Source organism: Marinobacterium maritimum (assembly GCF_039523155.1).
Taxonomy (GTDB): domain Bacteria; phylum Pseudomonadota; class Gammaproteobacteria; order Pseudomonadales; family Balneatricaceae; genus Marinobacterium; species Marinobacterium maritimum.
Map to the genome: position 1 here is coordinate 362,328 of NZ_BAAAET010000002.1, position 22,259 is coordinate 384,586.

At 60.6% G+C, this 22,259-nt stretch carries 16 protein-coding genes; 13 read left to right on the top strand and 3 right to left on the bottom strand.

What is annotated here, in order from left to right:
- Positions 1-14: 14 nt before the first annotated feature.
- Positions 15-1,616: a tetratricopeptide repeat protein gene (locus ABD013_RS08110; protein ID WP_343804709.1), complete on the top strand. Its 1,602-nt coding sequence runs from the start codon at positions 15-17 to the stop codon at positions 1,614-1,616.
- Here the strand turns inward: ABD013_RS08110 and ABD013_RS08115 are convergent.
- Positions 1,608-1,979 carry a hypothetical protein gene (locus ABD013_RS08115; RefSeq protein WP_343804711.1) on the bottom strand — a complete coding sequence of 124 codons (372 nt, stop codon included), beginning with the start codon at positions 1,977-1,979 and terminating at the stop codon, positions 1,608-1,610. The genes ABD013_RS08110 and ABD013_RS08115 overlap by 9 nt on opposite strands.
- Positions 1,980-2,117: 138 nt before the next feature.
- Between ABD013_RS08115 and ABD013_RS08120 the strand changes: the two genes are divergently transcribed.
- The 12 genes from ABD013_RS08120 to ABD013_RS08175 all read left to right on the top strand — a co-directional run bounded on the left by ABD013_RS08120 (position 2,118) and on the right by ABD013_RS08175 (position 16,793).
- Complete coding sequence (locus tag ABD013_RS08120; RefSeq protein ID WP_343804713.1) at positions 2,118-4,238, top strand: type I secretion system permease/ATPase; 2,121 nt, start codon at positions 2,118-2,120, stop codon at positions 4,236-4,238.
- A 9-nt stretch (positions 4,239-4,247) separates the two neighbouring features.
- Complete coding sequence (locus tag ABD013_RS08125) at positions 4,248-5,582, top strand: HlyD family type I secretion periplasmic adaptor subunit (RefSeq protein ID WP_343804715.1); 1,335 nt, start codon at positions 4,248-4,250, stop codon at positions 5,580-5,582.
- 2 nt (positions 5,583-5,584) lie between these two features.
- Positions 5,585-6,223, top strand: coding sequence for a response regulator transcription factor (locus ABD013_RS08130; RefSeq protein ID WP_343804717.1), 639 nt, complete (start codon positions 5,585-5,587; stop codon positions 6,221-6,223).
- Positions 6,213-7,553: a TolC family outer membrane protein gene (locus ABD013_RS08135; RefSeq protein WP_343804719.1), complete on the top strand. Its 1,341-nt coding sequence runs from the start codon at positions 6,213-6,215 to the stop codon at positions 7,551-7,553. Before ABD013_RS08130 ends, ABD013_RS08135 begins: the two co-directional genes overlap by 11 nt.
- Before the next feature lie 103 nt (positions 7,554-7,656).
- Positions 7,657-8,694, top strand: a complete 1,038-nt coding sequence (locus ABD013_RS08140; protein WP_343804721.1) for a hydroxymethylglutaryl-CoA reductase — start codon at positions 7,657-7,659, stop codon at positions 8,692-8,694.
- Entirely contained in the window at positions 8,694-9,722 is a 1,029-nt protein-coding gene (fni, locus tag ABD013_RS08145; protein ID WP_343804723.1) for a type 2 isopentenyl-diphosphate Delta-isomerase, read from the top strand. The genes ABD013_RS08140 and fni overlap by 1 nt, the downstream gene beginning before the upstream one ends.
- 15 nt (positions 9,723-9,737) lie before the next feature.
- A complete protein-coding gene (locus tag ABD013_RS08150; RefSeq protein ID WP_343804725.1) occupies positions 9,738-10,904 on the top strand; it encodes a hydroxymethylglutaryl-CoA synthase in 1,167 nt (388 codons plus the stop codon).
- On the top strand, positions 10,904-11,911 hold the full coding sequence (locus tag ABD013_RS08155) for a mevalonate kinase family protein (protein ID WP_343804727.1): 1,008 nt from the start codon (positions 10,904-10,906) through the stop codon (positions 11,909-11,911). The genes ABD013_RS08150 and ABD013_RS08155 overlap by 1 nt, the downstream gene beginning before the upstream one ends.
- The gene (gene mvk, locus ABD013_RS08160) at positions 11,889-12,830 is read left to right on the top strand and encodes a mevalonate kinase (RefSeq protein WP_343804729.1); all 942 of its coding nucleotides are present in this window, start codon (positions 11,889-11,891) and stop codon (positions 12,828-12,830) included. The genes ABD013_RS08155 and mvk overlap by 23 nt, the downstream gene beginning before the upstream one ends.
- Positions 12,817-13,809, top strand: coding sequence for a diphosphomevalonate decarboxylase (mvaD, locus tag ABD013_RS08165; protein ID WP_343804731.1), 993 nt, complete (start codon positions 12,817-12,819; stop codon positions 13,807-13,809). Before mvk ends, mvaD begins: the two co-directional genes overlap by 14 nt.
- A 12-nt stretch (positions 13,810-13,821) precedes the next feature.
- On the top strand, positions 13,822-16,179 hold the full coding sequence (locus ABD013_RS08170) for a DNA polymerase II (RefSeq protein ID WP_343804733.1): 2,358 nt from the start codon (positions 13,822-13,824) through the stop codon (positions 16,177-16,179).
- A gap of 86 nt (positions 16,180-16,265) precedes the next feature.
- Complete coding sequence (locus ABD013_RS08175) at positions 16,266-16,793, top strand: retropepsin-like aspartic protease family protein (protein WP_343804735.1); 528 nt, start codon at positions 16,266-16,268, stop codon at positions 16,791-16,793.
- A 178-nt stretch (positions 16,794-16,971) separates the two neighbouring features.
- On the opposite strand, the gene ABD013_RS08180 is transcribed toward ABD013_RS08175, so the two are convergent.
- Positions 16,972-17,184 (bottom strand): hypothetical protein, encoded by a 213-nt coding sequence (locus ABD013_RS08180; RefSeq protein WP_343804736.1) that lies wholly within the window; start codon positions 17,182-17,184, stop codon positions 16,972-16,974.
- Positions 17,185-17,265: 81 nt separating this feature from the next.
- Entirely contained in the window at positions 17,266-22,065 is a 4,800-nt protein-coding gene (locus ABD013_RS08185; protein ID WP_343804738.1) for an NAD-glutamate dehydrogenase, read from the bottom strand.
- Positions 22,066-22,259 lie beyond the last annotated feature (194 nt).

Here is a 22,259-nt window from a genome sequence, read left to right on the forward strand (position 1 = left end):
GATAGCGTAGGTTTATGGATACTCTTTTCGCCTCACAAAAAGCTCTTATCGTCGACAAGCGACTGGATGACCTTCAGTCGTTGCGATCGGTGCTGCTCAATTTGGGGCTGGGGCAGGTGTTCGTGGCTTCCTCGGTCAACATGGCACTGTCGATTCTGCGTGAAGAGCCGGTCGACTTCTGTTTCATGGTGCATGATCTTGGCAAGGGCGAAAAAAGTGGCCTGCAACTGCTGCATGAAGCTCAGGCTGAAGGGATCCATCGGCAAGGCACGGCCTATGTACTGGTAGCGGATGCCGAGACTTCGGCGCTGATGTTCGGGTCGCTGGAGTTCTCGCCGGACCTGTGTATTGACAAGCCTTACCAGAGTGGCCAGCTGCGCCAGTCGCTGGAGCGGCTGATGCGAATGAAACAGGCTCTGTTACCCCTGGCTAGTTGTATGGATCAGGGCCGCTGGGGCGAAGCGCTGCTGTTCTGTGAAGAGAAGCAGGCGCAGTTTCCGGCACTGAAAGTACTGCTGCAGCGATTGCGGGGCATTATCCTGCTCAAGCTGGAACGCTACCAGGATGCCTACCACCAGTTTGAGGCATTGCTGGACGAGCGTGAGCAGCATTGGATGCGAGTCGGTCTGGGGGTATCGGCCTATCGTATGGGGGACTTGGCCCAGGCCGAAGCGGCTCTGGATCAGGTCATACGCCAACGGCAGGTTTGTCTTGAAGCGTTTGACTGGTTGGCGCGCTTGCACCGTCTGAAAGGGGAATTGCAGCAGTCGGTGAATTTACTGCGCAAGTCGGTACTGCTGCAGCCGACTGTGGCGCTGCTGCAGGCGAGGCAGGGGGATGCGGCCGTCAGGATACAGGACTGGCGGCTGGCGGTGGACTCCTTTCGTGCCGCGGTACAATTTGGTCGCTACTCAGCGTTTCAGCAGCCGGAGTACTACTTTGCGCTGGTGCAATCCCTGCGCGGACGCCTGGGAGAGTTGCACGGAGAACAGGCGGATGCAGCCAAAGCTGAAGCCGTGCAGGTGCTGGAGCAGGTTGTGGTCGACTTCGATCATGACCCGGTCGCGATATTCCGGTCGCGCCTTATGCTGTCGGATCTGCTGCGGCATAGTGGTGACAAGGGCCGCGCGGAGCAGGCGGGGCGGGCAGCGCTGGAGCTGTTCTCCGATCTTCCGCTGGAGCTGCAGGCGCAATGGCTGGAGCTGCTGGTTGATGGTCTGGAGCACAGTGAGTCCTGTTCTCAGGCGCAGGCGATCCGTCAGGACCTGACGCCGAAAACCCTGTCGATCGAGTGGGCACGGGCCAACCTGAAGGGGATGATGCACTTTCGCAAGGAGGCGTTGCACGAAGCCCGGGACGCGTTCGTCATGGCTTATCAGTTGCAGCCGGACAACCCCAGTGTCAGTCTGAATCTACTGCAGACAGAGGCCGAGTTGTTGCGGCGACAGCCGGTCGAGGAGCCGGCGGCCGTGATACGCCGTTGTGATGACCTGTTGAACGGGCTGCTGTATGCATCTCTGACACCCCGTCAGCAACACCGCTATCAGGCACTGGCCGAACGCCTTGCCACCAGAATCAGGGCGTGCGCTCCCCAGCCTTCGACAGGCTCAGAATAACTGTTCATCGTCCTGGATGAACATGTTGTCCCGTACATAATCACTTTCTCCCGCATCCATGCTGTCTGGCGAGGCCAGAGAACGTGCCACTTTACGACTGAGCAGCTTGTGCTGTGCAGCCTGGGGCAGGTCGGTGAAACGGATGACCTGCTGGTCGATCAGGGTATCAATCAGATCCTCAAGAATACGGATGGTACCGAGATCAGACTCGTCCAGAAAGTCGCTGGCAGCGAAGTTGTCACCATCCAGTGACAGGAATGCCATCACTTCAGGGTCGGAGGGGTTGGCCGGTTGGGCATCGGGGATCGGCCGGTCGGTCAGCGCGGTGATTTTGCCATCCTGGTCTCGCAACGCATAAAGCATTTCATATATCCTGAACTAATCTGATAACGGGTGCAGTTTAGATGCTGAATGTACAACTGTAACGCGACGGATACTTTAATTGAATTAAAACACTTGTTAGATTGAGTTCTACTTTTCCTGCCTTGGGATGCCGTATGCATGGATGTTGAGAAGGACCCTCTCCTGCAGTGTCTGGTACTGCTGACAGAACAGAATAACCGCCCCCGATCCGCGCAAGTTTTGACGGAAGGCTTGCCGCTGGACGACGGTCGCCTGACCCCGAAGCTTTTTTTGCGGGCCGCCGCCCGTGGCGGCTTTGCAGCCAAGCTTGCCCAGCGACGCCTGGATGAAATCTCCAACCTGCTACTGCCGGCGGTTTTGCTGCTTGAAAACGAGAAGGCCTGCATTCTGCAGCGACTGGATGTCGACAAGGGGGAAGCCGAGGTTCTCCAGCCCGAAAGCGGTGGCGTCGCACGGCTCAGTATCGAACAACTGGAGCAGGCCTACACTGGCCATATCCTGTTTCTGCGTCCCGAGTACCAGTTTGGTGACAGCAATAGCCGGGCACTCAATGACCGTGATGGCCACTGGTTCTGGGGTACGCTCTGGCGCTCGGCGCGAATATACCGGGATGTTCTGCTGGCCTCGGTGCTGATCAATCTGTTCGTGCTGGCCAACCCCCTGTTCGTGATGAATGTCTATGACCGCGTAGTGCCCAACCATGCGGTGGAGACGCTCTGGGTGCTGGCAATCGGGGTGCTGGTGGTCTACCTGTTCGATTTCGGGTTGAAGATGTTGCGGGCCTACTTCATCGAAGTGGCGGGCAAAAAATCTGATGTATTGCTGTCGGCTCGGCTGTTCGAGAAGGTGATGGGGCTGAGATATGACGCCATGCCCAGTTCGGTCGGGGCGTTTGCCAGCAACCTGCGCGAATTCGAAAGTATTCGTAACTTCCTCAGTTCAACCACCAACACCGTCCTCATCGATATCCCTTTCATGCTGCTGTTCCTGGTTGTTATCAGCCTGATTGGTGGCCCGCTGGTCGTGGTGCCGGCGCTGGCCATACCGGCGATCCTGATCTATGCCCTGGCTGTCAGACCGAGCCTGCGCCGGGCGATTGAACGCACCTTCAGTTCAACAGCACAGAAGAACGGTACCCTGATCGAGTCGCTGACTGCGATGGAAACCTTGAAAACCCAGCGTGCGGCCAGCCCCATGCAGGCCCGTTGGGAGGAAGCGGTTGGTTACATTGCCCGCTGGGGACTGAGATCAAGAATGTTGTCGTCTTCGGTGGTCAGCTTTGCCGGTCTGGTGCAGCAACTGGCGTCGGTACTGTTGGTGATCGGTGGCGTTTATATGATCATGGAGCAGGATCTGTCCATGGGCGGGCTGATCGCCTGTGTCATTCTCAGTGGGCGTGCCATTGCGCCCCTGGGACAGGTGGCCAGCCTGGTGGCGAACTATGAACAGTCGCTCAAGGCGCTGAAAACCCTCGATGAGATCATGGCGCTGCCCGACGAACATGAGGCCGAGCGCCGCTACCTGCACCGTCCGGAGCTGAAGGGCGGAATCGATTTTCAGGCGGTCGACTTTACCTATCCGAATACCGAGTATGGTGCGCTCAAGGGGATCAGCTTTCGTATTCAGCCCGGTGAGAAGGTCGCCTTGATTGGCCGTATTGGTTCCGGTAAAAGCAGTATTCAGAAGTTGCTGCTGGGACTGTACAAACCCAGTGAGGGGGCCATTTCGGTCGACGGTATCGACCTGAACCAGATCGACCCGTCTGATCTGCGTCGCAGCGTCGGCTATGTGCCTCAGGATGTGATGCTCTTTGCCGGCAGCGTGCGGGACAACATTACCATCGGCCTGCCCAAGGCCAGCGATGCCCAGATCCTGCAGGCGGCGCGCTTGGCGGGTGTCGAGACGTTCGTCAACCAGCACCCGCTGGGTTTTGATATGCCGGTGGGCGAGCGCGGTGGTGCCTTGTCTGGGGGGCAGCGGCAGGCCGTCGCCCTGGCACGGGCGATGTTGCATGATCCGTCGATTCTGGTACTGGATGAGCCGAGCAATTCGATGGATAACGCCTCCGAAGATTATCTGCGCCGTCAACTCAAGGACTTTGCCAAGCAGAAAACCCTGTTGATGGTGACGCACAAGATGTCGCTGCTGGATCTGGTGGACCGCTTGATCGTGATCGACGGTGGCCGGGTGGTGGCGGATGGCCCCAAGGACAGTGTACTTGAAGCGCTGAAACAGGGGCGTTTGCAGGTGAGACGCTAAGGGGGCGTTATGGCACGTAATCATACCCCCCACCGAGGGGATATCCAGTTTACCAACAGCATCAGTGAAGCGATGCTGGAGCAGGCGCCCAAGGGCGCCAGTCTGCTGCTCTGGTCGGGCACGCTGTTCATCGTGCTGGCGCTGGCCTGGGCCAACTGGGCCGAACTGGACGAGATCGCCCGGGGGGATGGTGAAATCATTCCGTCACACCAGTTACAGGTCGTGCAGAATCTGGAAGGCGGTATCGTTTCTGAAATACTGGTACGCGAAGGCCAGCTGGTCGAACGTGGCGAAGTATTGCTGAAAATCGAAGACAAGCGCTTTGCCAGTTCCTTCCGGGAGAATCAGGTGCGGGAACTGGAGCTGGAAGCGCGTGCGGCCAGGCTGAAAGCTGAGGCCAGTGACGAGCCGTTCAGCATGCCCAAAGATTTCAGCCAAGAATACCGTAACCTGATCGAGCAGGAACTGCAGCTGTATGAGTCCCGCCAGCGGGAGCTGACCAGTAATCTGGAAGTGCTGGCCAAGCAGCGGCAGCAGCGGGAGCAGGAGCTGGTTGAGGCCAGTTCGCGTACCGAGCAGCTCAGGCGCAGCTATGGTCTGCTGTTGCGAGAGTTGCGTATCAGCGAGCCGCTGGTCAAGGAAGGTGTGATCTCCGAAGTGGAGCACCTGCGTCTGCGTCGCCAGGTCAATGATCTGCGCGGTGAGATTTCCAGCATCGAATTGAGTGTGCCGCGTATCGAGGCGGCCATCAGCGAGATCGAGCAGCGTCAGCAGGATGTGGAGCTGCAGTTCCGTAATCAGGCGCGCGCCGAACTGAACGAACTGGTTGCCGAACAGGTGCGTCTGCAGCAGGCGCTGTCGGGGATGCAGGACCGGATCAGCCGTACTGAGGTGCGGGCGCCGATTCGAGGTACGGTCAAGCAGCTGATGATCAACACCATTGATGGCGTGGTCAAGCCGGGCGATCCGCTGCTCAGCATTGTGCCCTTCGAGGACAAGTTGCTGGTTGAAGCGCGTATCAAGCCGTCCGATATCGCCAACATCCGCCAGGGGCAGGATGCCGTGGTCAAGGTCAGTGCCTATGACTTCGCCATCTATGGTGGTCTGGGAGCCAAGGTGGTCTTTATTTCACCCGGTACTATCATGGACCCTGAAGCCAAGTTGCCCTATTACCTGGTCAGGCTGGAAACCGAGGCACCCTATCTGGGCATCGAGTCCAGTCCCTTGCCACTGATGGCGGGGATGACGGTAGGCGTCGATATCCTGACGGGCAAGAAAACCGTGATGCACTATCTTCTTAAACCGATCAACCGTGCTACCGAGCGCGCACTGACGGAGCGATAGACATGCAGATATACCTTTATGCATCCAAGCCGGAGCTGATGGCGCGCTGGCAGGCGGCACTGCATTCCGATGCGCAATGTTGCGGCAGCCTTGCCAGTGCATTGCAGCGCGATTCGGGCTCTGTGCTACTGGTGTACTGGAATGCTCTGGACAAGGCCGAGCAGCAGCAGGTTCTGCAGGACTCCGGCAATGGCCCTCGGGTGCTGCTGGTTGACCACCCGACGCTGGCGGAAGGGGAGTGGCTGATCAGTCGTGGTGTGGAGGGGTATGCCAACACCTATATCCAGTCGGATCTGTTGCCCGAAGTCGTGAGGGCGGTTTCGCAAGGGGAAATCTGGACCGGGCACGAACTGATGCAAGGGCTGCTCAAGCGGCTACTGGCCAGGCAGGGGCCGGTAACGGATCCGGAAAAGGAGTGGCACCTGAGTACACGGGAACAGCAGGTGCTCGACTTGCTGGCACAGGGGCAAAGCAACAAGCAGATCGCACGTCAGTTGGACATTACGGAAAGAACTGTCAAGGCACATGTCAGCGCCATCCTTGAGAAATCAGGTGTACGTGACCGAATTGAGCTAATTTTAAGACTGAGTGGCCAGGGGTCCTCGGAGATCAACAAGCAGGAGCAGGGATATGAAATTTAATCACTCAGTGCTGGCATTGGCCCTGAGCGTGGGCGTTTCAGGTTGGGCATCCGCAGCCACGTTGCAGGAAGTTGTAGTGGACAACATCGGGCAGAACCCCGAGGTACAGCAGGCGCTGCAGAACTATGCAGCGGTGATTCAGGAGATCCGTCAGGCCAGGGCCGGCTATTACCCGACACTGGATGCCACTGTTGGCTATGGCTACGAGTGGACCGAGAAGGAAAGCTTTAATGGCGAGGATATCGAACTGAATCGCCAGGAAGCCCGGCTGAACCTGAACCAGATGATCTTCGATGGCTTTGCGACCCGCAGCGAAGTGCAGCGTCAACAGGCGCGTGCCGCTTCTCGCGCCAGCAACTTCAAGGATACCGCTCAGCGTTATGTATTGGCCTCATCCCGGGCCTATCTGGAAGTGCAGCGTCGCGAGCAGCTGCTGCAGCTGGCCAAGGAGAGCCTGTACAACCATGTCAAGCTCTATGATCAGATCCGTCGCCGTTCCGAGTCCGGTATGGGCACCCTGGCTTCACTGCAGCAGGCAGAAGGCCGCCTGGCGCTGGCCGAAGTGAACATGCTGGCCGCTGAAAATAACCTGCGTGATGCCCAGGCCAACTACCGCCGGGTGGTGGGACAGCCGGTGCCGGAGTCCCTGGATCCGTTCGACAGCTCGACGCTGATGCTGCCTGAAACACTGGAAGCCGCAGTCGAAAAAGGGCTGGCCAACCAGCCGATAGCCGGCCTGGCGCAGGCCGATGTTGAAGCGGCCGTGGCTCAGCGTGATGCCGCCAAGAGCCGTATGTTCCCGCGCCTGGATCTGGAGATAGAGCGCCGCTGGGACGAGAATATCGACGGTGTGGAGGGTGATGATGAAGACCTGACCGCCATGCTGCGCCTGCGCTACAACCTCTATAACGGCGGTGCGGACAAGGCACGTATCCGTCAGACCGAGCACCAGATTGGCGAGGCCCAGGCGATTCAGCGTGATGCCCAGCGCCAGATCCGCGAAAGCGTAGAGTTGTCCTGGAACGCTTACGAGATACTGCAGCGTCAGCTGGAGCATCTGGAGAAGCATGTGCGCTCGAGCGAGGACACCCGCAACTCCTACAAAAAGCAGTTCGATATTGGTCAGCGCTCGCTGCTTGACCTTCTGGATACCGAGAACGAGGTGTTCTCGGCTAAGAACCAGCTGGCCGAAGCCCGTGTCGACAGTGAGATCGCCAAACTGCGTATCCTGACCGGTACCGGTGAGCTGCTGGAAGCACTCAATGTCGAGCTGCCGCCGGTACAAGAGACCGCTCCGGCAGCCGAGCAGGTCGCCTCCAGCGGTCAATAATTGCATCCCTCTGCGCGGGTGGCTTAAAATTCGCGCAGCCTGAGGTCTTTCTGAAGGGTTGTCCGGCTGGGCAACCCTTTTTCATTTAAAGGATGCACCGAGCATGAAGTCACACAAAATTCTGGAAGCACCGATCCCGATGCGTTGGGTCGGGCCGATCAAGATCAGCGGTAATGTGGTCGACGAGAAGCTCAGCGTGCCCCTGGCCACCTATGAAACCCCGCTCTGGCCTTCTGTTGGCCGCGGTGCGCGGGTATCGGCCCTGACCGAGAAGGGCATCGTCACCACCGTGGTGGACGAGCGCATGACCCGCTCCATTCTGCTCGAGGCTGATGATGCCCTGGCGGCGCATCAGGCGCTGCAGTCGATCAAGGCACGCCAGGACGATCTCAATGCCGTGGTTGCCACCAGCAGTCGCTTCGCCAAGCTGATCGACATGCACAGCCAGATCGTTGGTAATCTGATCTATCTGCGTCTGGAATTCACCACCGGCGATGCGTCCGGTCACAACATGGTGACCAACGCGGCCGACAAGCTGATCCCCTGGATCCTGGCTGAGTACCCGCAGCTGCGCTATTCCTCGATTTCAGCCAACTACTGTTCCGACAAGAAGGCCACTGCGGTCAACGGTATCCTCGGTCGTGGCAAGTATGTGATCAGCGAAATTCTGATTCCGCGCGACATCTGCGAGCGCCGCCTCAAGACCACACCGGAAAAAGTGGTTGATCTGAACATCAAGAAAAACCTGATCGGCACTCTGATGGCCGGCGGCCTGCGCAGTGCCAACGCCCACTATGCCAACATGTTGCTGGCGTTCTACCTGGCGACCGGTCAAGATGCGGCCAACATCATCGAAGGCTCTCAGGGCGTGGTCCATGCCGAAGTGCGCAACGGCGATCTCTACTTCTCCTGCACGTTGCCCAACCTGATCGTGGGCTCGGTGGGCAATGGCAAGGGCATCGACTTCGTGGAAGACAACCTGCGCCAGCTTGGCTGCAAGGAAGAACGCGAACCTGGGGCCAACGCCCGCCGTCTGGCGGCGATCTGTGCCGCGACTGTGCTGTGCGGTGAGTTGTCATTGCTGGCAGCCCAGACCAACCCGGGCGAGCTGATGGAAGCCCATATCAAACTGGAGCGGTAATGACCGACCCCACCAACGAGCGCAAGATCGAACATATCCGCGCCATTGAGCGCGATCCCGAGACGGATCGCAACGGTCACTGGTTCGATCGCATTCTGTTGACCAACCGGGCGTTGCCCGAGCTGGCGCTGGATGAGATCGATCCGAGTACCGAGTTTCTTGGCAAGCGACTGAGCTTTCCGCTGTTGATCTCGTCGATGACCGGTGGCGACCATGAGCTGGTGCGGACCATCAACACCAACCTGGCAATTGCGGCCGAGCGCTGCCAGGTAGCGATGGCGGTAGGTTCTCAGCGGGTGATGTTCACTCATCCGGCCGCCGAGGCCAGCTTTGCCCTGCGCGAACATGCCCCGACGACGGTGCTGATCGGCAATGTGGGCGGGGTGCAGCTCAACTACGGCTTCGATCTCGACAAGTGCCAGCGCGCCGTCGATATCCTTGAAGCTGATGCGCTCTATTTCCATCTCAACCCGCTGCAGGAAGCGGTCCAGCCCGAGGGTGACACTGACTTCCGTGGCGTGGCCGACAAGATCGGCGCGATCAACCGGCAGCTCAGTGTGCCGGTGCTGCTGAAGGAGGTGGGGGCAGGTCTGTCGGCAGCCGATATTGCCCTGGGCCTGGCCAACGGCGTAAGCCATTTCGACCTGGCTGGCAGCGGCGGCACTTCCTGGAGCCGGATCGAGCATCACCGCCGTCACGATGGCAATGATATCGGTATCCGTTTTCAGGACTGGGGGCTGCCAACCCCGGTGGCACTGCAGCAGGCGGCGCCCTTTCTGGACCGGGCGACACTGATCGCCAGTGGTGGTCTCAGAGATGGGATTGATATGGCCAAATCTGTTATACTCGGCGCCTCGCTGTGCGGCATGGCAGCACCTCTGCTGCAGCCGGCGATGGAATCTGCCGAAGCCGTGGTGGCCGTGATAGAGCGGCTGCGGCGGGAATTTATCACTGCGATGTTTCTGCTCGGTACGCCGGATATGCCGGCGCTGTTCCGAAACAGGGCGCTTATTGTCCAAGAGCGTTGAGGACCCTGGCCTAGTATGTCCGTTGGTATTGACGAAATCAGCTTTTACACCTCCAACTACTATCTCGACCTGAAAACGCTGGCTGAAGTACAGGGGACGGACCCGGAAAAGTACTACACCGGCATCGGTCAGGAGAAGATGGGTATGGCGGCGCCTGACGAAGACATCGTCACCATGGCGGCCAATGCCGCGTTGCCGCTGGTCGAGCGTGTCGGACCCGACGCGATCAGTACGCTGATGTTCGCCACCGAGACCGGCATCGACCAGTCAAAGGCGGCGGGTATCTATGCGCACCGCCTGCTGGGCCTCAACAGCAATTGCCGTGTCGTTGAGATGAAACAGGCCTGCTACAGCGCCACCGCGGCACTGCAGATGGCCTGTGCACTGGTGGCACGCAAGCCCGACACCAAGGTGCTGGTGATCGCCTCCGACATCGCCCGTTATGATCTGGACACTCCCGGGGAAGCAACCCAGGGCTGTGGTGCCGTGGCCATGCTGGTCAGCAGCAATCCTCGCCTGGTCAGCATCGCCCCCGAAGTGGGCAACTACACCGAAGATGTCATGGACTTCTGGCGTCCCAACTACCGCTCGACGGCGCTGGTGGATGGCAAGTATTCCACCAAGATCTACCTCAAGGCACTGAAAAAGGCCTGGGACAATTTCCGTGAGGTCAGCGACCTGGAATTCGGTGACTTCAGCCGTTTCTGCTACCACCTGCCGTTCAGCCGCATGGCACAGAAGGCGCATCAGCAGCTGGTACGCCACAACAAGGCCGGTCTGTCACCCGACGAGCAGGAAGCACAGATCAGCGATACCCTGTTGTACAACCGTATTATCGGCAACAGCTACACCGCCTCCATGTACATCGGTCTGACCTCGCTGCTGGAAAATACCGAGGAAGACCTGTCCGGCAAGCGGATCGGTTTCTTCAGCTACGGCTCCGGCTGCGTCGGCGAGTTTTTCTCCGGCACCGTGACCGAAGGTTATCGCGATGCACTGCATATTCAGCATCACCGCGAGCTGCTGGCTGCACGTCAGGAGATCGGCCACGATGAATACCTGCAGCTGTATCGCAATCAGGTACCTGTTGACGGCGAAGAGCACAGCTTTGCCGAAGGCACCACAGGTCGTTTCCGCCTCGCCGGAATCTACCACCACAAACGCGAATACGTTCCCTGCTGATGCCGACCGCCTGCGCGCCGGGGAAAATTATCCTCAGCGGTGAACATGCGGTCGTCTACGGTTCACCGGCACTGGCGCTGGCGGTGGACCGCCACATGCGAATTCACTACCAGCCTGACAAGCTGCCGCGGCTGAGCTGGCACGCGCAGGAACGCACCCATGTACTCGGGCTGGACAAACTGGCCAGCCTGCGCCGCCGTCTCGACAGCCATTTCGAACGCTACCTTCGCGGCGAACTGCCGATCACCCGCATTCTGCAGAAACCGGCCGAGCTGGCCTTTTATGCCGTTGACATGGCGCGCGTCCTGTCCGGGCTGGATATCCGCCCGCAGGGTAGTCTACGTATCGATTCCGACATTCCCATTGGGGCCGGCATGGGGTCCTCGGCGGCACTGATCGCTGCGCTGCTCAAACTGTTTGGGCACTTTGATAACCTCGACGAACTGATCCGCCAGGTACGCCACTGCGAGCGCCTGCAGCATGGCCGCGGCAGCATCATCGACGCCGCAGCAGTCTGTTCAGGCGGTCTGGTCAAAGTGCAGGGCGAGCAGGTCGAGCGCCTGCCGCTGCCGGCACAGGGGTTGGGTAAGGGCTTTTTCTGGCTGTTTACCGGCACGCCGGCCTGCAGCACCGGTGCCTGTGTCGATCAGGTGAGGCGCAATTTTGCCGGCGCCGCCATCTGGGACGAATTTGCCGACACCACCCGTGCCTTCGAGACCACCCTGCTGGCCGGCGACAGCCTGATCGAACCGATCCGGCGCAACCACCGCTTGCTGACCCGCATCGGTGTGGTGCCGGCGCCGTTACAGCGCTTGGCCGAACAGGTGGAGCAGGCCGGTGGCGCGGCCAAGGTCTGTGGTGCCGGCGCTGTCTCGGGTGATCAGGGCGGGCTCATGTTGCTGCTGTTGCCGGAAGGGATGACGCCGGCACAGCTGCCGTTGCAAGCGGAATGGCATTGGGGCGTATTAAAGGAGGATCCTGAAGGTGTCCGCATACTCGAAGATTGAGGTCAGTGCCCCGGGCAGCATCATGCTGATGGGCGAACATGCCGTGCTGTTCGGTGAACCGGCGCTGGCGTGCGCGGTGGATGCGAGACTGGCTGTAAAATTGGTGCCGCGCCCCGACCGGCAGGTGTTGGTCGACAGTGCACTGGGGCAATACCGGGGCTCGCTGGATCAGCTTGAGCCCATGCCGGAACTGGCCTTCGTGCTGGCCGTAATTGAACGCTATCAGCCAAAGCTGCAGCAGGGTTTCGAGCTGACCATTCGCTCCGGTTTTTCCCATACCGTCGGCCTGGGCTCCTCGGCCGCGGTCACGGCGGCGACCACGGCCGCAGTGGCGGCCTATGCCGGACAGAGTACCGACCCCGAGAGCCTCTTTCCCGTTGCTCTGGCGGCCGTGCATCAGGTGCAGAACGGCCGTGGCTCGGGTACCGACCTGGCGGCCAGTATCTACGGCGGCGTGATCGGTTATGACATGGCACCCGCTGAAGTGCGTCCGCTGTGCGGCCTGCCGCCGATTGCGCTCTACTATAGTGGTTATAAGATGAAGACCCCGGATGTGCTGGCGCTGGTGGAGCAGAAGGCGACCCGTCAGCCCGAACTCTACGCCGGTCTCTACCGGATGATGGGGCAGACCAGCCGAGCCGCCGAGCAGGCGGTGCGAGATCAGGACTGGTCGGCACTGGGCGAACTGATGAACATCTACCAGGGGTTGATGGATGCACTGGGTGTCTGCGATGCGACCCTGGCCGAGATGATCCATCGCCTGCGTGCCGAGCCTGGTGTGCAGGGCGCGAAGATCTCCGGCTCGGGGCTGGGGGACTGCGTGTTGGCACTGGGCCTGGTTGAATCCGAACTGCCCTGGGAAGCGATTCCGGTATCGGTGGCGGCAACAGGAGTGGAGATCTCTTATGAAACGAACTGAAGTGGTTGAGCGACTGCTGCCGAAAGTGGTCAAGGCCTCGGCTTCGGCAGAGCATTTTGCGCCCAGCAACATCGCCCTGTGCAAGTACTGGGGCAAGCGTGATCGCGAGCTCAATCTGCCGATCAACGCCTCCCTGTCAGTGTCGCTGGATTACCTCGGCTCCCACACCCGACTGATCCCGGTCGAGGCTCAGGTCGACGAGGTCTGGCTGAACGGCCAGCAGCTGCAGCCGGGGGCGAAATTCAGCCAGAAGGTCAGCGAATTCATCGATCTGTTCCGTCGTGACCAGGATCTTTACTTCCGGGTGGAAACCCGCAACAACATCCCCACCGCGGCGGGGCTGGCCTCGTCGGCTTCGGGCTTTGCCGCGCTGACACTGGCGCTCAATGACGCCCTGGCGCTGGATCTTCCGCCCGAGCATCTCTCGATCCTGGCAAGGATGGGCAGCGGCAGTGCCTGCCGCTCGCTGTTCACCGGCTTTGTCGAATGGGAGATGGGCCAGCGGGAAGATGGCCTGGACAGTCACGGTGTTCAGCTGGATCAGGCCTGGCCCGGGTTCTGTATCGGCCTGGTCGAGGTCGACGCCGGAGAGAAGGCCACCGATTCCCGTTCCGGCATGCAGCGCACGGTGGAAACGGCCCACCTGTACCAGAGCTGGCCGCTGCAGGCGGCCGCCGACCTGAGCAAGTTGCAGCAGGCGATCACCGAGCGCGATTTCGCTCTGCTGGGCCAGACCGCCGAGCAGAATGCCCTGTCGATGCACGCTACCATGATCGCCTCCTGGCCGCCTCTGCTGTACTGGCAGCCGGAATCGGTGGCGGCGATGCAGAAGGTCTGGCAGCTGCGTGAGCAGGGCCTCCAGGTCTATTTCACCATGGATGCCGGCCCCAACCTCAAGCTGCTGTTTCAGCACGAGGACCGCGACACCCTGTTGCAGCACTTCCCCAACCTGGAAACCGTGGAGCCCTTCGGACACTGATGACGGCCCGCGATGCCGCCCCTTATGTCGCCTGAAGCGGATAGCCTGGTCGGCCTGCCGCTGACCCGCCGCCAGCGCGACCATCGGGGGCGCTTGCAGTTGAGCTACTGGTTGCGTACCGCCTCCGGTGCCGAAGAGGTGCTGATCGACGGTGAGTCGGCGGTTGCCTTCCTGCGTGAGTCCGACCGTGAACGGGCCGCCTCCCTGGTGGCCGATCTGCGCGGCTGCACCCTGCGGCCGCTGGCGCTGAACTCTCTGTCTCATGAACCCGTGTGCGGCTTGTATGCTGACAGTCTTGCGGACTGGCACGAGGCGCTGAGCCGCCTGCAGCAGGCCGGTATCGGCCTGATGGAGGAGGATATCCGCCCGGTCGACCGCTACCTGATCGAACGTGGCATCTTTGCCGGGGCACGTCTTACCCACAGGGATGGCAAACCTGCACTGGCCCGTGATCCCTTTATCCCCAGCCTCCGGCTGCTGTCGCTGGATATCGAGACCACGCTCAGGGCCGACCGTATCCTGTCCATCGCACTGCAGTGCGGCGAGGAGGAGGTAGTGCTGTTCAACGGCGAGATCCCGCCGGCAGCGGGCATCATTCCCTGTGCCGGTGAGCGCGCCTTGCTGGTGGCGCTGATGGACCAGATGCGGCGCATGAACCCGGACCTGCTGATCGGCTGGAACGTGATCGGCTTCGACCTGCGTGTGCTGGAGCAGCGGGCCAGGGCATTGGGCATTCGTCTTTGCCTGGGGCGTGATGACCAGCCGTTGCGGGTGGAGCAGTCGCAGACCGGACGCTGGTTTGCCCGCCTCAACGGCCGCGTGGTGCTGGATGGCATCGATACCCTCAAGGGCGCCACCTGGCAATTCGAGCGTTACAGCCTGGAGTTCGTTGCCCGCGAGCTGCTCGGCCGCGGAAAATTGATCCACGACCCCGATGATCGCGGCGAGGAAATTCAGCGGCTATACCGCGAAGAGCCCGAGGCGCTGGCACGCTACAACCTGGAAGACTGTCGTCTGGTCACCGAGATCTTCGAGAAAGCGGAGCTGGTGCCCTATCTGCTGGAGCGGGCGCGACTGACCGGGCTGGCGCTGGATAAGGTCGGTGGCTCGTCGCAGGCGTTCGACAACCTCTACCTGCCCAGGCTGCATCGTGCCGGTTTCGTTGCACCGGAATACGCATCGGGACAGGGCGACCTGGAGGTGCCAGGCGGCTTCGTCATGGAGTCGCGCCCGGGGCTCTACCGTCATGTGCTGGTGCTCGACTTCAAGAGCCTGTACCCGAGCATCATTCGCAGTTTCCAGATCGACCCGCTGGGGCTGGCGCTGGGTACCCGCGGCGATGCTCCACCCGAGGCGCTGGTGCCGGGGTTCCATCACGCTATTTTCGATCGCCGCCATGCGCTGCTGCCCGGTATTATCGAGCGCCTCTGGGGCGCCCGTGATGCTGCCAAGCGCGAGGGCAACTCGGCGCTGTCACAGGCGATCAAGATCCAGATGAACGCCTGCTACGGCGTGCTTGGTTCGCGGGTGTGTCGTTTCTTCGATCAGCGCCTGTCCGGCTCCATCACCCTGCGCGGCCACCAGATCCTGCAGCAGACCGCCGAGCATATCGAAGCTACTTATGGCCATACCGTGATCTACGGTGATACCGATTCGGTATTTGTCTGGCTTGGCGATGACTGGCCTGACCGGGACACGGATGCCTATGGTGAGCGGCTGGCAGCCGAGCTTAACCACTGGTGGCGTGAGCAGCTGCGCCAGCGTTTCGATATCGACAGCGCGCTGGAGCTGCAGTACGAGGCCCATTACAGCCGCTTCCTGATGCCACGCATGCGCCATTCGGAAAAGGGCAGCAAGAAGCGCTACGCCGGGCTCAAGCGCCAGAGCGATGGCAACGAGGCCATGGTGTTCCGCGGCCTGGAGTCGGTACGTACCGACTGGACGCCGCTGGCGCGCGAGTTCCAGCAGGCGCTCTACGACTGTATCTTTCATGATCGCCCCTGGCGGTTCATGCTGCAGCAGCGGGTACGGGCGGTGTTTGCCGGTGACTGTGACGAGGATCTGGTCTACCGCCGCCGTATCCGTCAGCCGCTGGACGCCTATACCCGCAACCGGCCACCTCACGTACGGGCCGCCCAGCAGCTCGAAGATGAGCGACGCCGCCAAGGGCTGCCACCGGCCTACCGCGTCGGTGACAGCATCGCCTACGTCATTACCGTAAACGGTCCCGAGCCGGTGGAGCTGTTGCGTTCACCGATCGACTACCAGCATTATGTCGACAAGCAGCTGTTGCCGGTGGCCGATACCATCCTGCCGTTCATTGGTGAGTCCTTCGCCCAGCTGGTGGCGCCGCAGATCGATCTGTTTTGAGTGCAGTTGACTGACTTCCTGGACGGATTCAGGGGAGTAAAGCGGCTGTTCTTGAGGTCTCAGGGAAAAAGAGCAAGGTAACGCAGATGTCGGAATATCAGGACCCGGATTCAACCCGCCGTGGGCTGGCCAAAGGGATGCACTACATGACCTGGATCGTGTTGCTGACCCTGTTGACGGTCTATTTCAACGATTTTGTTGGTGAGCAGCGCAATCCCAATCAGCACCTGACACTGGTGGAAGCGGGCAGTGGTGAGGTGGTGCTCAATCGCAACCGGGCCGGTCACTACGTGGCACCGGGTCGGATCAACGGCCAACCTGTCACCTTTCTGCTGGATACCGGTGCCACCCGGGTCAGCGTGCCTGAAACCCTGGCCCCGCAACTGGGCCTGAGACGCGGTGCCGAGCAGAAGACGATAACCGCCAACGGCGTGATCAGCGTCTACGCCACCGAGCTGGATCGGGTGCAGTTGGGCGGTATAGAGCTGCGTGACGTGCCGGCCAGTATCAACCCCTTTATGCCGGATGACACCGTACTGCTGGGGATGAGCTTCATGCAGCATCTCGAGCTGGTACAGCGGGATGGGCAACTGACGCTGAGGGTGCCGCGTTGAAGGCGGTTTGAGCGGAGTGATGCAGGCGGGACAGATTCAGTTAGCCAGGCTGGAGCGCCCGCTGGCCGGATAAGCACGGCTGGCGGGCATTGTCCCCTGTGGATCGGAACCGTTTTGGCGCTTTTAGTACTGCAGGTAGTGCGGCTCGGTGCGAGCGGCCGGCAGTTTGTTCACCGAATCAGTATTCGGAACGGACAAAAAACGGCTTTTCGCGTGAGTCCAGCCAGGCATTTACTTCGGCTTCGCTGGTCGCGAAAAAAACCACACGCGGCATGCCGCTACGGCGTCCGTAGGCGGTAATGTCAGAACGCGTCACCCACCAGCTGTCGGCTTTGGCACGTTTGATGGTGAAAATATGATCGGCAACAGGAATTGTCTGGTAGGCGGTCATCTTGGCAATCTCGTATCTGTTTTATTCAATCGGTCTGTTCAATAAGAAACGCCGAAGCCAAATGGCTTCGGCGCATGAGCGTCAGTGGCGGCTGGCCAGTTCCTTGAGCTCGCTGGCAGCAACGGTAAACAGCGCAACATCCCGGGAGGGGCCTTTGGCTTCCTGGCACAGCTGCAGCCAGCGTTCCAGTTGCGGACGGTTGCGTGTTTTCCAGGCTTCCAGTGCATCGGCTCCGGGGTCAACCTGTGCCTGCATCAGCGTGCAGCTGATGCTGAGCTGGCTGCTGGTCAGCACATCCTTCAAGCCTTCGATAGCCAGTGCCTGCCACTGGGTTTCAACCGGCATATCGGCCAACGCTGCAGCAAAGTTGTGCAACTTCAGCTGCTGCCCCAGGCTGAAATAGAGTCCGGCTACCTGGTCGATCTCCTGTCCGGTCTGGTCGGCGACGACGGCGATGCCCAGCAGCTGGTCGAGGTTATCCACAACGGCCAGGCGGGCCGCCAGCGTTTGATCGACCCCGGCCTTAACCAGTGATTCGAGCGGTGCGCTGCAGCTGGCTTCAGGGGTGTCGCACAGCAGTTGTGGCAACTGGTCGATCAGCGTGCGGATGCCCTTGCCATACTGTGCAACGAGCTCGGCCGTGGGACGGTTGAATTCCGCCTGACGCAGGAACCAGCGGGTGGCACGACGCATCAGCCCGCTCAGGCTGGTGAGCATCTGCTGTTGCAGTTCGCTGCTGACCTGGTTATCCAGTGCGTGGATCTGCTGCCAGATCGAGCGGGTATCGAAGACATCACGTGCGATCACCCAGGCACGTACGATGTCGGCCGCTGATGCACCGGTGCTCTGGCCAAGCTGGTCGACAAAAGTGATGCCAACGTGGTTGACCAGCTCGTTGGCCAACTGGGTCGCCAGAATCTCGCGACGCAGACGGTGCTGCATCAACTGCTCGGGGTAGCGCTGCAGCAACTGACCGGGGAAGGCGGTCAGCAGCTCGCGGCCGAGGTGGTCGTCTTCGATCAGCGGGGAGTCGATCAGCTGCTCCTTGAGGGCCGCCTTGCTGTAGGAGATCAATACCGACAGCTCAGGACGGGTCAGGCCCTGTCCTCGAGCCTTGAGCTCTTCCAGTCGCTCGTCGTCGCGGATGAACTCCAGTGCACGGTCGAGGCGACCGCTCTGCTCAAGCGTGCGGATCAGGCGGATGTACTCGTCCGGTGCCTGGCGGGCATGACGTTCGGCGTTGCTGATTGCCAGTGCCTGGTCATAGTTGTTCTGCAATACCAGTTCGGCGACGCCATCGGTCATGTCGCGCAGCAGCTCGTTGCGCTGCTTGGGCGTCAGGTCGCCCTCGGCCACGACTTCGTTGAGCAGGATCTTGATATTGACCTCGTGGTCGGAGCAATCCACACCACCGGCGTTATCGATGAAGTCGGTATTGGCCTTGCCACCCTTCTCGCAGAATTCGATACGACCCAGCTGGGTGAAGCCCAGGTTGCCGCCTTCGCCGAGCACACGGCAACGCAGCTCGCTGCCATTGATGCGCAACAGGTCGTTGGCCTTGTCGCCGGCATCGGCATGGGTTTCCTGGCTGGCCTTGACGTAGGTGCCGATACCGCCGTTCCAGATCAGGTCAACCGGTGACTTGAGCAGGGCGCGGATCAGCTCGTTGGGCGACAGGCGTTCGGCTGTGATGTCGAAGCGCGCGCGAATTTCGTCGCTGAGCGTGATCGACTTGGCATTGCGCGAGAACACGCCGCCGCCGGCCGAGATCAGTTCAGCGCTGTAATCCTCCCAGCTGGAACGGGGCAGGTTGAACAGGCGCTTGCGCTCGGCATAGCTGGCGGCCGCATCCGGGTTGGGATCGATAAAGATATGCTGGTGGTTGAAGGCCGCGACCAGTCGAATATGTTCAGACAGCAGCATGCCGTTACCGAACACATCACCGCCCATATCGCCGATGCCGACAACCGTGAACGCTTCGCTTTGGGTGTCGAGTCCCAGCTCACGGAAGTGCAGCTTGACCGATTCCCAGGCACCGCGAGCGGTGATGCCCATGCCCTTGTGGTCGTAGCCGACAGAGCCGCCAGAGGCGAAGGCGTCACCCAGCCAGAAGCCGCGTTCGGCCGCGATGCCGTTGGCGATGTCAGAGAAGGTGGCGGTACCCTTGTCCGCGGCGACCACGAAGTAGGGGTCGTCTTCGTCGTGGCGCACCACCGCCTCAGGCGGGACTACTTCGCCGCCCTGGAGGTTGTCGGTGACATCCAGCAGGGCACTGATGAACAGGCGGTAGCAGGCAACGCCTTCGGCCTGGAACTCCTCGCGGCTGTTTTTCTCGGCCAGCTGCTTGGCGACAAAGCCGCCCTTGGCGCCCACCGGCACAATCACGGCATTTTTCACCTGCTGCGCCTTGACCAGTCCCAGCACTTCGGTGCGGTAGTCTTCCAGACGGTCAGACCAGCGCAGGCCGCCACGGGCCACCTTGCCACCGCGCAAGTGGACACCCTCGACGCGTGGCGAGTAAACGAAGATCTCGAACATGGGGCGTGGCAGCGGAATGTCGGCAATGGCACGCGGGTTGATCTTGAACGACAGGCAGTTCTTCAGGCCGCCATCTTCGCCGGGCTGGAAATAGTTGGTGCGCAGGGTTGCCTGCATCAGTTCCAGGTAGCGGCGCAGAATCTGGTCATCGTTCAGGTTGTCGATCTGATCCAGGGCGTCGAGGATGCTGCTCTCAAGACGCTCGCTGACCGCCGTGTTGCGATCATGGGCCTGGCGAGCCGGCTCGAAGCGCGCCCGGAACAGGGCGACCAGCAGGCGGCTGACCTGCAGATGGCGGGACAGGGTGGCTGCGATGTAGCTCTGGCTGAAGCCGAAGCGCAGCTGCTGGTTGTAGCGCGCATAGGCGCGCAGCATGGCGACTTCGCGCCAGTTCAGACCGGCACCAATGACCAGCTGGTTGAAGGCGTCATTTTCGGCCTGGCCTGACCAGATCGCGGCAAAGGCGTCCTGGAAAATGGTGCGGACTTCTTCCAGCTCCACGCTGTCGGCGTGCTGATAGCTGAGCGTGAAGTCGTGAATCCAGAAGGTCTGTCCATCGGCGGCATCCAGTCGATACGGGTGCTCGCCCAGTACCCGCATGCCCAGGTTCTCCAGAACCGGGATCACATCGGACAGAACCAGCGGCTGGTCACGCTGGAACAGTTTAAAGCGCAGTAGATCGGAGCTTTGTTCCAGTACGCGGTAGAAGCTCATGTCGATCGGCTGTTCCGCGGTCAGCGCATTCAGGTGGCGCAGGTCGAAGACCGCCTTGGCCGGGCTGAAATGCTGACGATAGGCGGGCGGGCAGGCGAATCGGAAGCGGTTGGACAGCTGACTGCCCTGGGCTTCGCCGCACTCATCGGTCAGAGCCTGATGCAGATCGTCGTTCCAGGAGCGTGAAATCGCCACCACCTCGGTTTCTACCGCCGCGAAATCGAAGGCTTCAATGGCTTCAGGGTCGATGCGGGCGACAAAATGCACGCGGGCCAGGATGGATTCGCTGTAGTAGGTGGTGAAATCGATTTCCTGAGTATTCAGTGCCTTGGCCAGAATCTTCTGTACCTGCTGTCTCAGTTCGGTATTGAAGCTGTCGCGGGGTACGTAATACAGGAAAGTGACGAACTTGCCACAGCGATCGGGGCGCATCATCAGGCGGGCGCGGCGGCGTTCCTGGAGGCTGAAAACGCCCAGTGCGGTTTGCAGCAGTTCGTCATCGGATGACAGGCCAACCTCGTCGCGGGGCAGTTCGTGCAGAATCTGCACCAGTGCCTTGCCGCTGTGGCCAAAGCGACTGAAGCCACTGGCTTCGATTACGCGGTTCAGCTTGCGTCGCAGCAGCGGAATACGGTCGAGGCGTTCGCTGTAGACCGGCAGGGTATAGAGACCGTAGAAGCGATGCTCTCCGTTCACCCGGCCTTCGCTGTCGAAGGTTTTGACCACCACCAGATCCATGTAGGCTGGGCGGTGGATACGCGAGCGGCGGCTGTACTTGGCCAGTTGCAGCGGCGCCTGCTCCTGCATGGCCGAGCGCTCACTGGTGCTCAATTCGGTGAAGCGGCGGCTGCGCTCGGCCTTGCTGGCCAGGCGCTGGGTGCCAAGTTCCTGGCCATCCAGTCGGGTGGCGACAAAATTGCCTTGCTCTTCGGTGAAGGCAAGCTGGTCGCAGGCGATGAACGTGAAGTTGTCATCCTGCAGCCAATCGAGGAAGTCGGCGGCTTCAATGGCATCACTGTTATCACGGCTGCGCAGCTGCTCGCTGAGTTCAGCGGCACGGGCACGCATGGCTGCATAGTCACCCACCGCCGCAGCTACCAGCGTATGCAGTTTACTCAGTCGCTGGCGCAACTGCTGCAGGCAGTCGGCATCACTTTGCAGGTCCACTTCCAGATAGATAAATGATTCGGCATCCCCATCCTGGCCCAGGCCGGTCAGTTGATCGCCCTGACGTTTACTTGGCAGGACGGTGTTATAGATGGAGTGGATGCCGATCTGGGCCTGGTTGAGGGCCATGCGCACCGAATCCACCAGAAAGGGCATGTCCGGGAACAGCAGCTGGATCACCGTGTGGCTGCTGTGCCAGCCGTGCTGTTCCAGGTCGGGATTGAACAGCCTTACCTTGGGAGCTTTGCGGTCATACTGTTGCACAAATTCCCAGCTGGAGAGCAACGGCCCCCGGAGGCTTTCCGGGCTTTGCTCGTCCAGATCCTCGGCTGAGGCCACCTGGAAAAAATGCTGCGCGAAAAGCTGAATTGACTCGGCTTCAGCAGCAGGGAAGGTGCTGGTGATCTGCTCGGCCAGCGGCGACAGAGCCTGATGGATACCTGTTTTCAGACCGGCGTTCATGGTGGTACGCGACTCCCGTTAGGCAACGATATGGAAAGCCCCGAACGATTCTGGGCATCGGACTACTCTAGGGGAGGCTGGCAAAAAAGTATTGCCTGTATACGACGTGGTTTTTTGAAAAAGCACCGCTCTGCCGAACCGGTGCCGGGAAGGGAGAAACGGTTGCAAGCAGGAGTGAGCGGGGCGGTTGCCTG

Coding starts and splice junctions, on each gene's coding strand:
- ABD013_RS08110 (WP_343804709.1), top strand. CDS start 15: ATGGATACTCTTTTCGCCTCACAAAAAGCTCTTATCGTCGACAAGCGA.
- ABD013_RS08115 (WP_343804711.1), bottom strand. CDS start 1,979: ATGCTTTATGCGTTGCGAGACCAGGATGGCAAAATCACCGCGCTGACC.
- ABD013_RS08120 (WP_343804713.1), top strand. CDS start 2,118: ATGGATGTTGAGAAGGACCCTCTCCTGCAGTGTCTGGTACTGCTGACA.
- ABD013_RS08125 (WP_343804715.1), top strand. CDS start 4,248: ATGGCACGTAATCATACCCCCCACCGAGGGGATATCCAGTTTACCAAC.
- ABD013_RS08130 (WP_343804717.1), top strand. CDS start 5,585: ATGCAGATATACCTTTATGCATCCAAGCCGGAGCTGATGGCGCGCTGG.
- ABD013_RS08135 (WP_343804719.1), top strand. CDS start 6,213: ATGAAATTTAATCACTCAGTGCTGGCATTGGCCCTGAGCGTGGGCGTT.
- ABD013_RS08140 (WP_343804721.1), top strand. CDS start 7,657: ATGAAGTCACACAAAATTCTGGAAGCACCGATCCCGATGCGTTGGGTC.
- fni (WP_343804723.1), top strand. CDS start 8,694: ATGACCGACCCCACCAACGAGCGCAAGATCGAACATATCCGCGCCATT.
- ABD013_RS08150 (WP_343804725.1), top strand. CDS start 9,738: ATGTCCGTTGGTATTGACGAAATCAGCTTTTACACCTCCAACTACTAT.
- ABD013_RS08155 (WP_343804727.1), top strand. CDS start 10,904: ATGCCGACCGCCTGCGCGCCGGGGAAAATTATCCTCAGCGGTGAACAT.
- mvaD (WP_343804731.1), top strand. CDS start 12,817: ATGAAACGAACTGAAGTGGTTGAGCGACTGCTGCCGAAAGTGGTCAAG.
- ABD013_RS08170 (WP_343804733.1), top strand. CDS start 13,822: ATGCCGCCCCTTATGTCGCCTGAAGCGGATAGCCTGGTCGGCCTGCCG.
- ABD013_RS08175 (WP_343804735.1), top strand. CDS start 16,266: ATGTCGGAATATCAGGACCCGGATTCAACCCGCCGTGGGCTGGCCAAA.
- ABD013_RS08180 (WP_343804736.1), bottom strand. CDS start 17,184: ATGACCGCCTACCAGACAATTCCTGTTGCCGATCATATTTTCACCATC.
- ABD013_RS08185 (WP_343804738.1), bottom strand. CDS start 22,065: ATGAACGCCGGTCTGAAAACAGGTATCCATCAGGCTCTGTCGCCGCTG.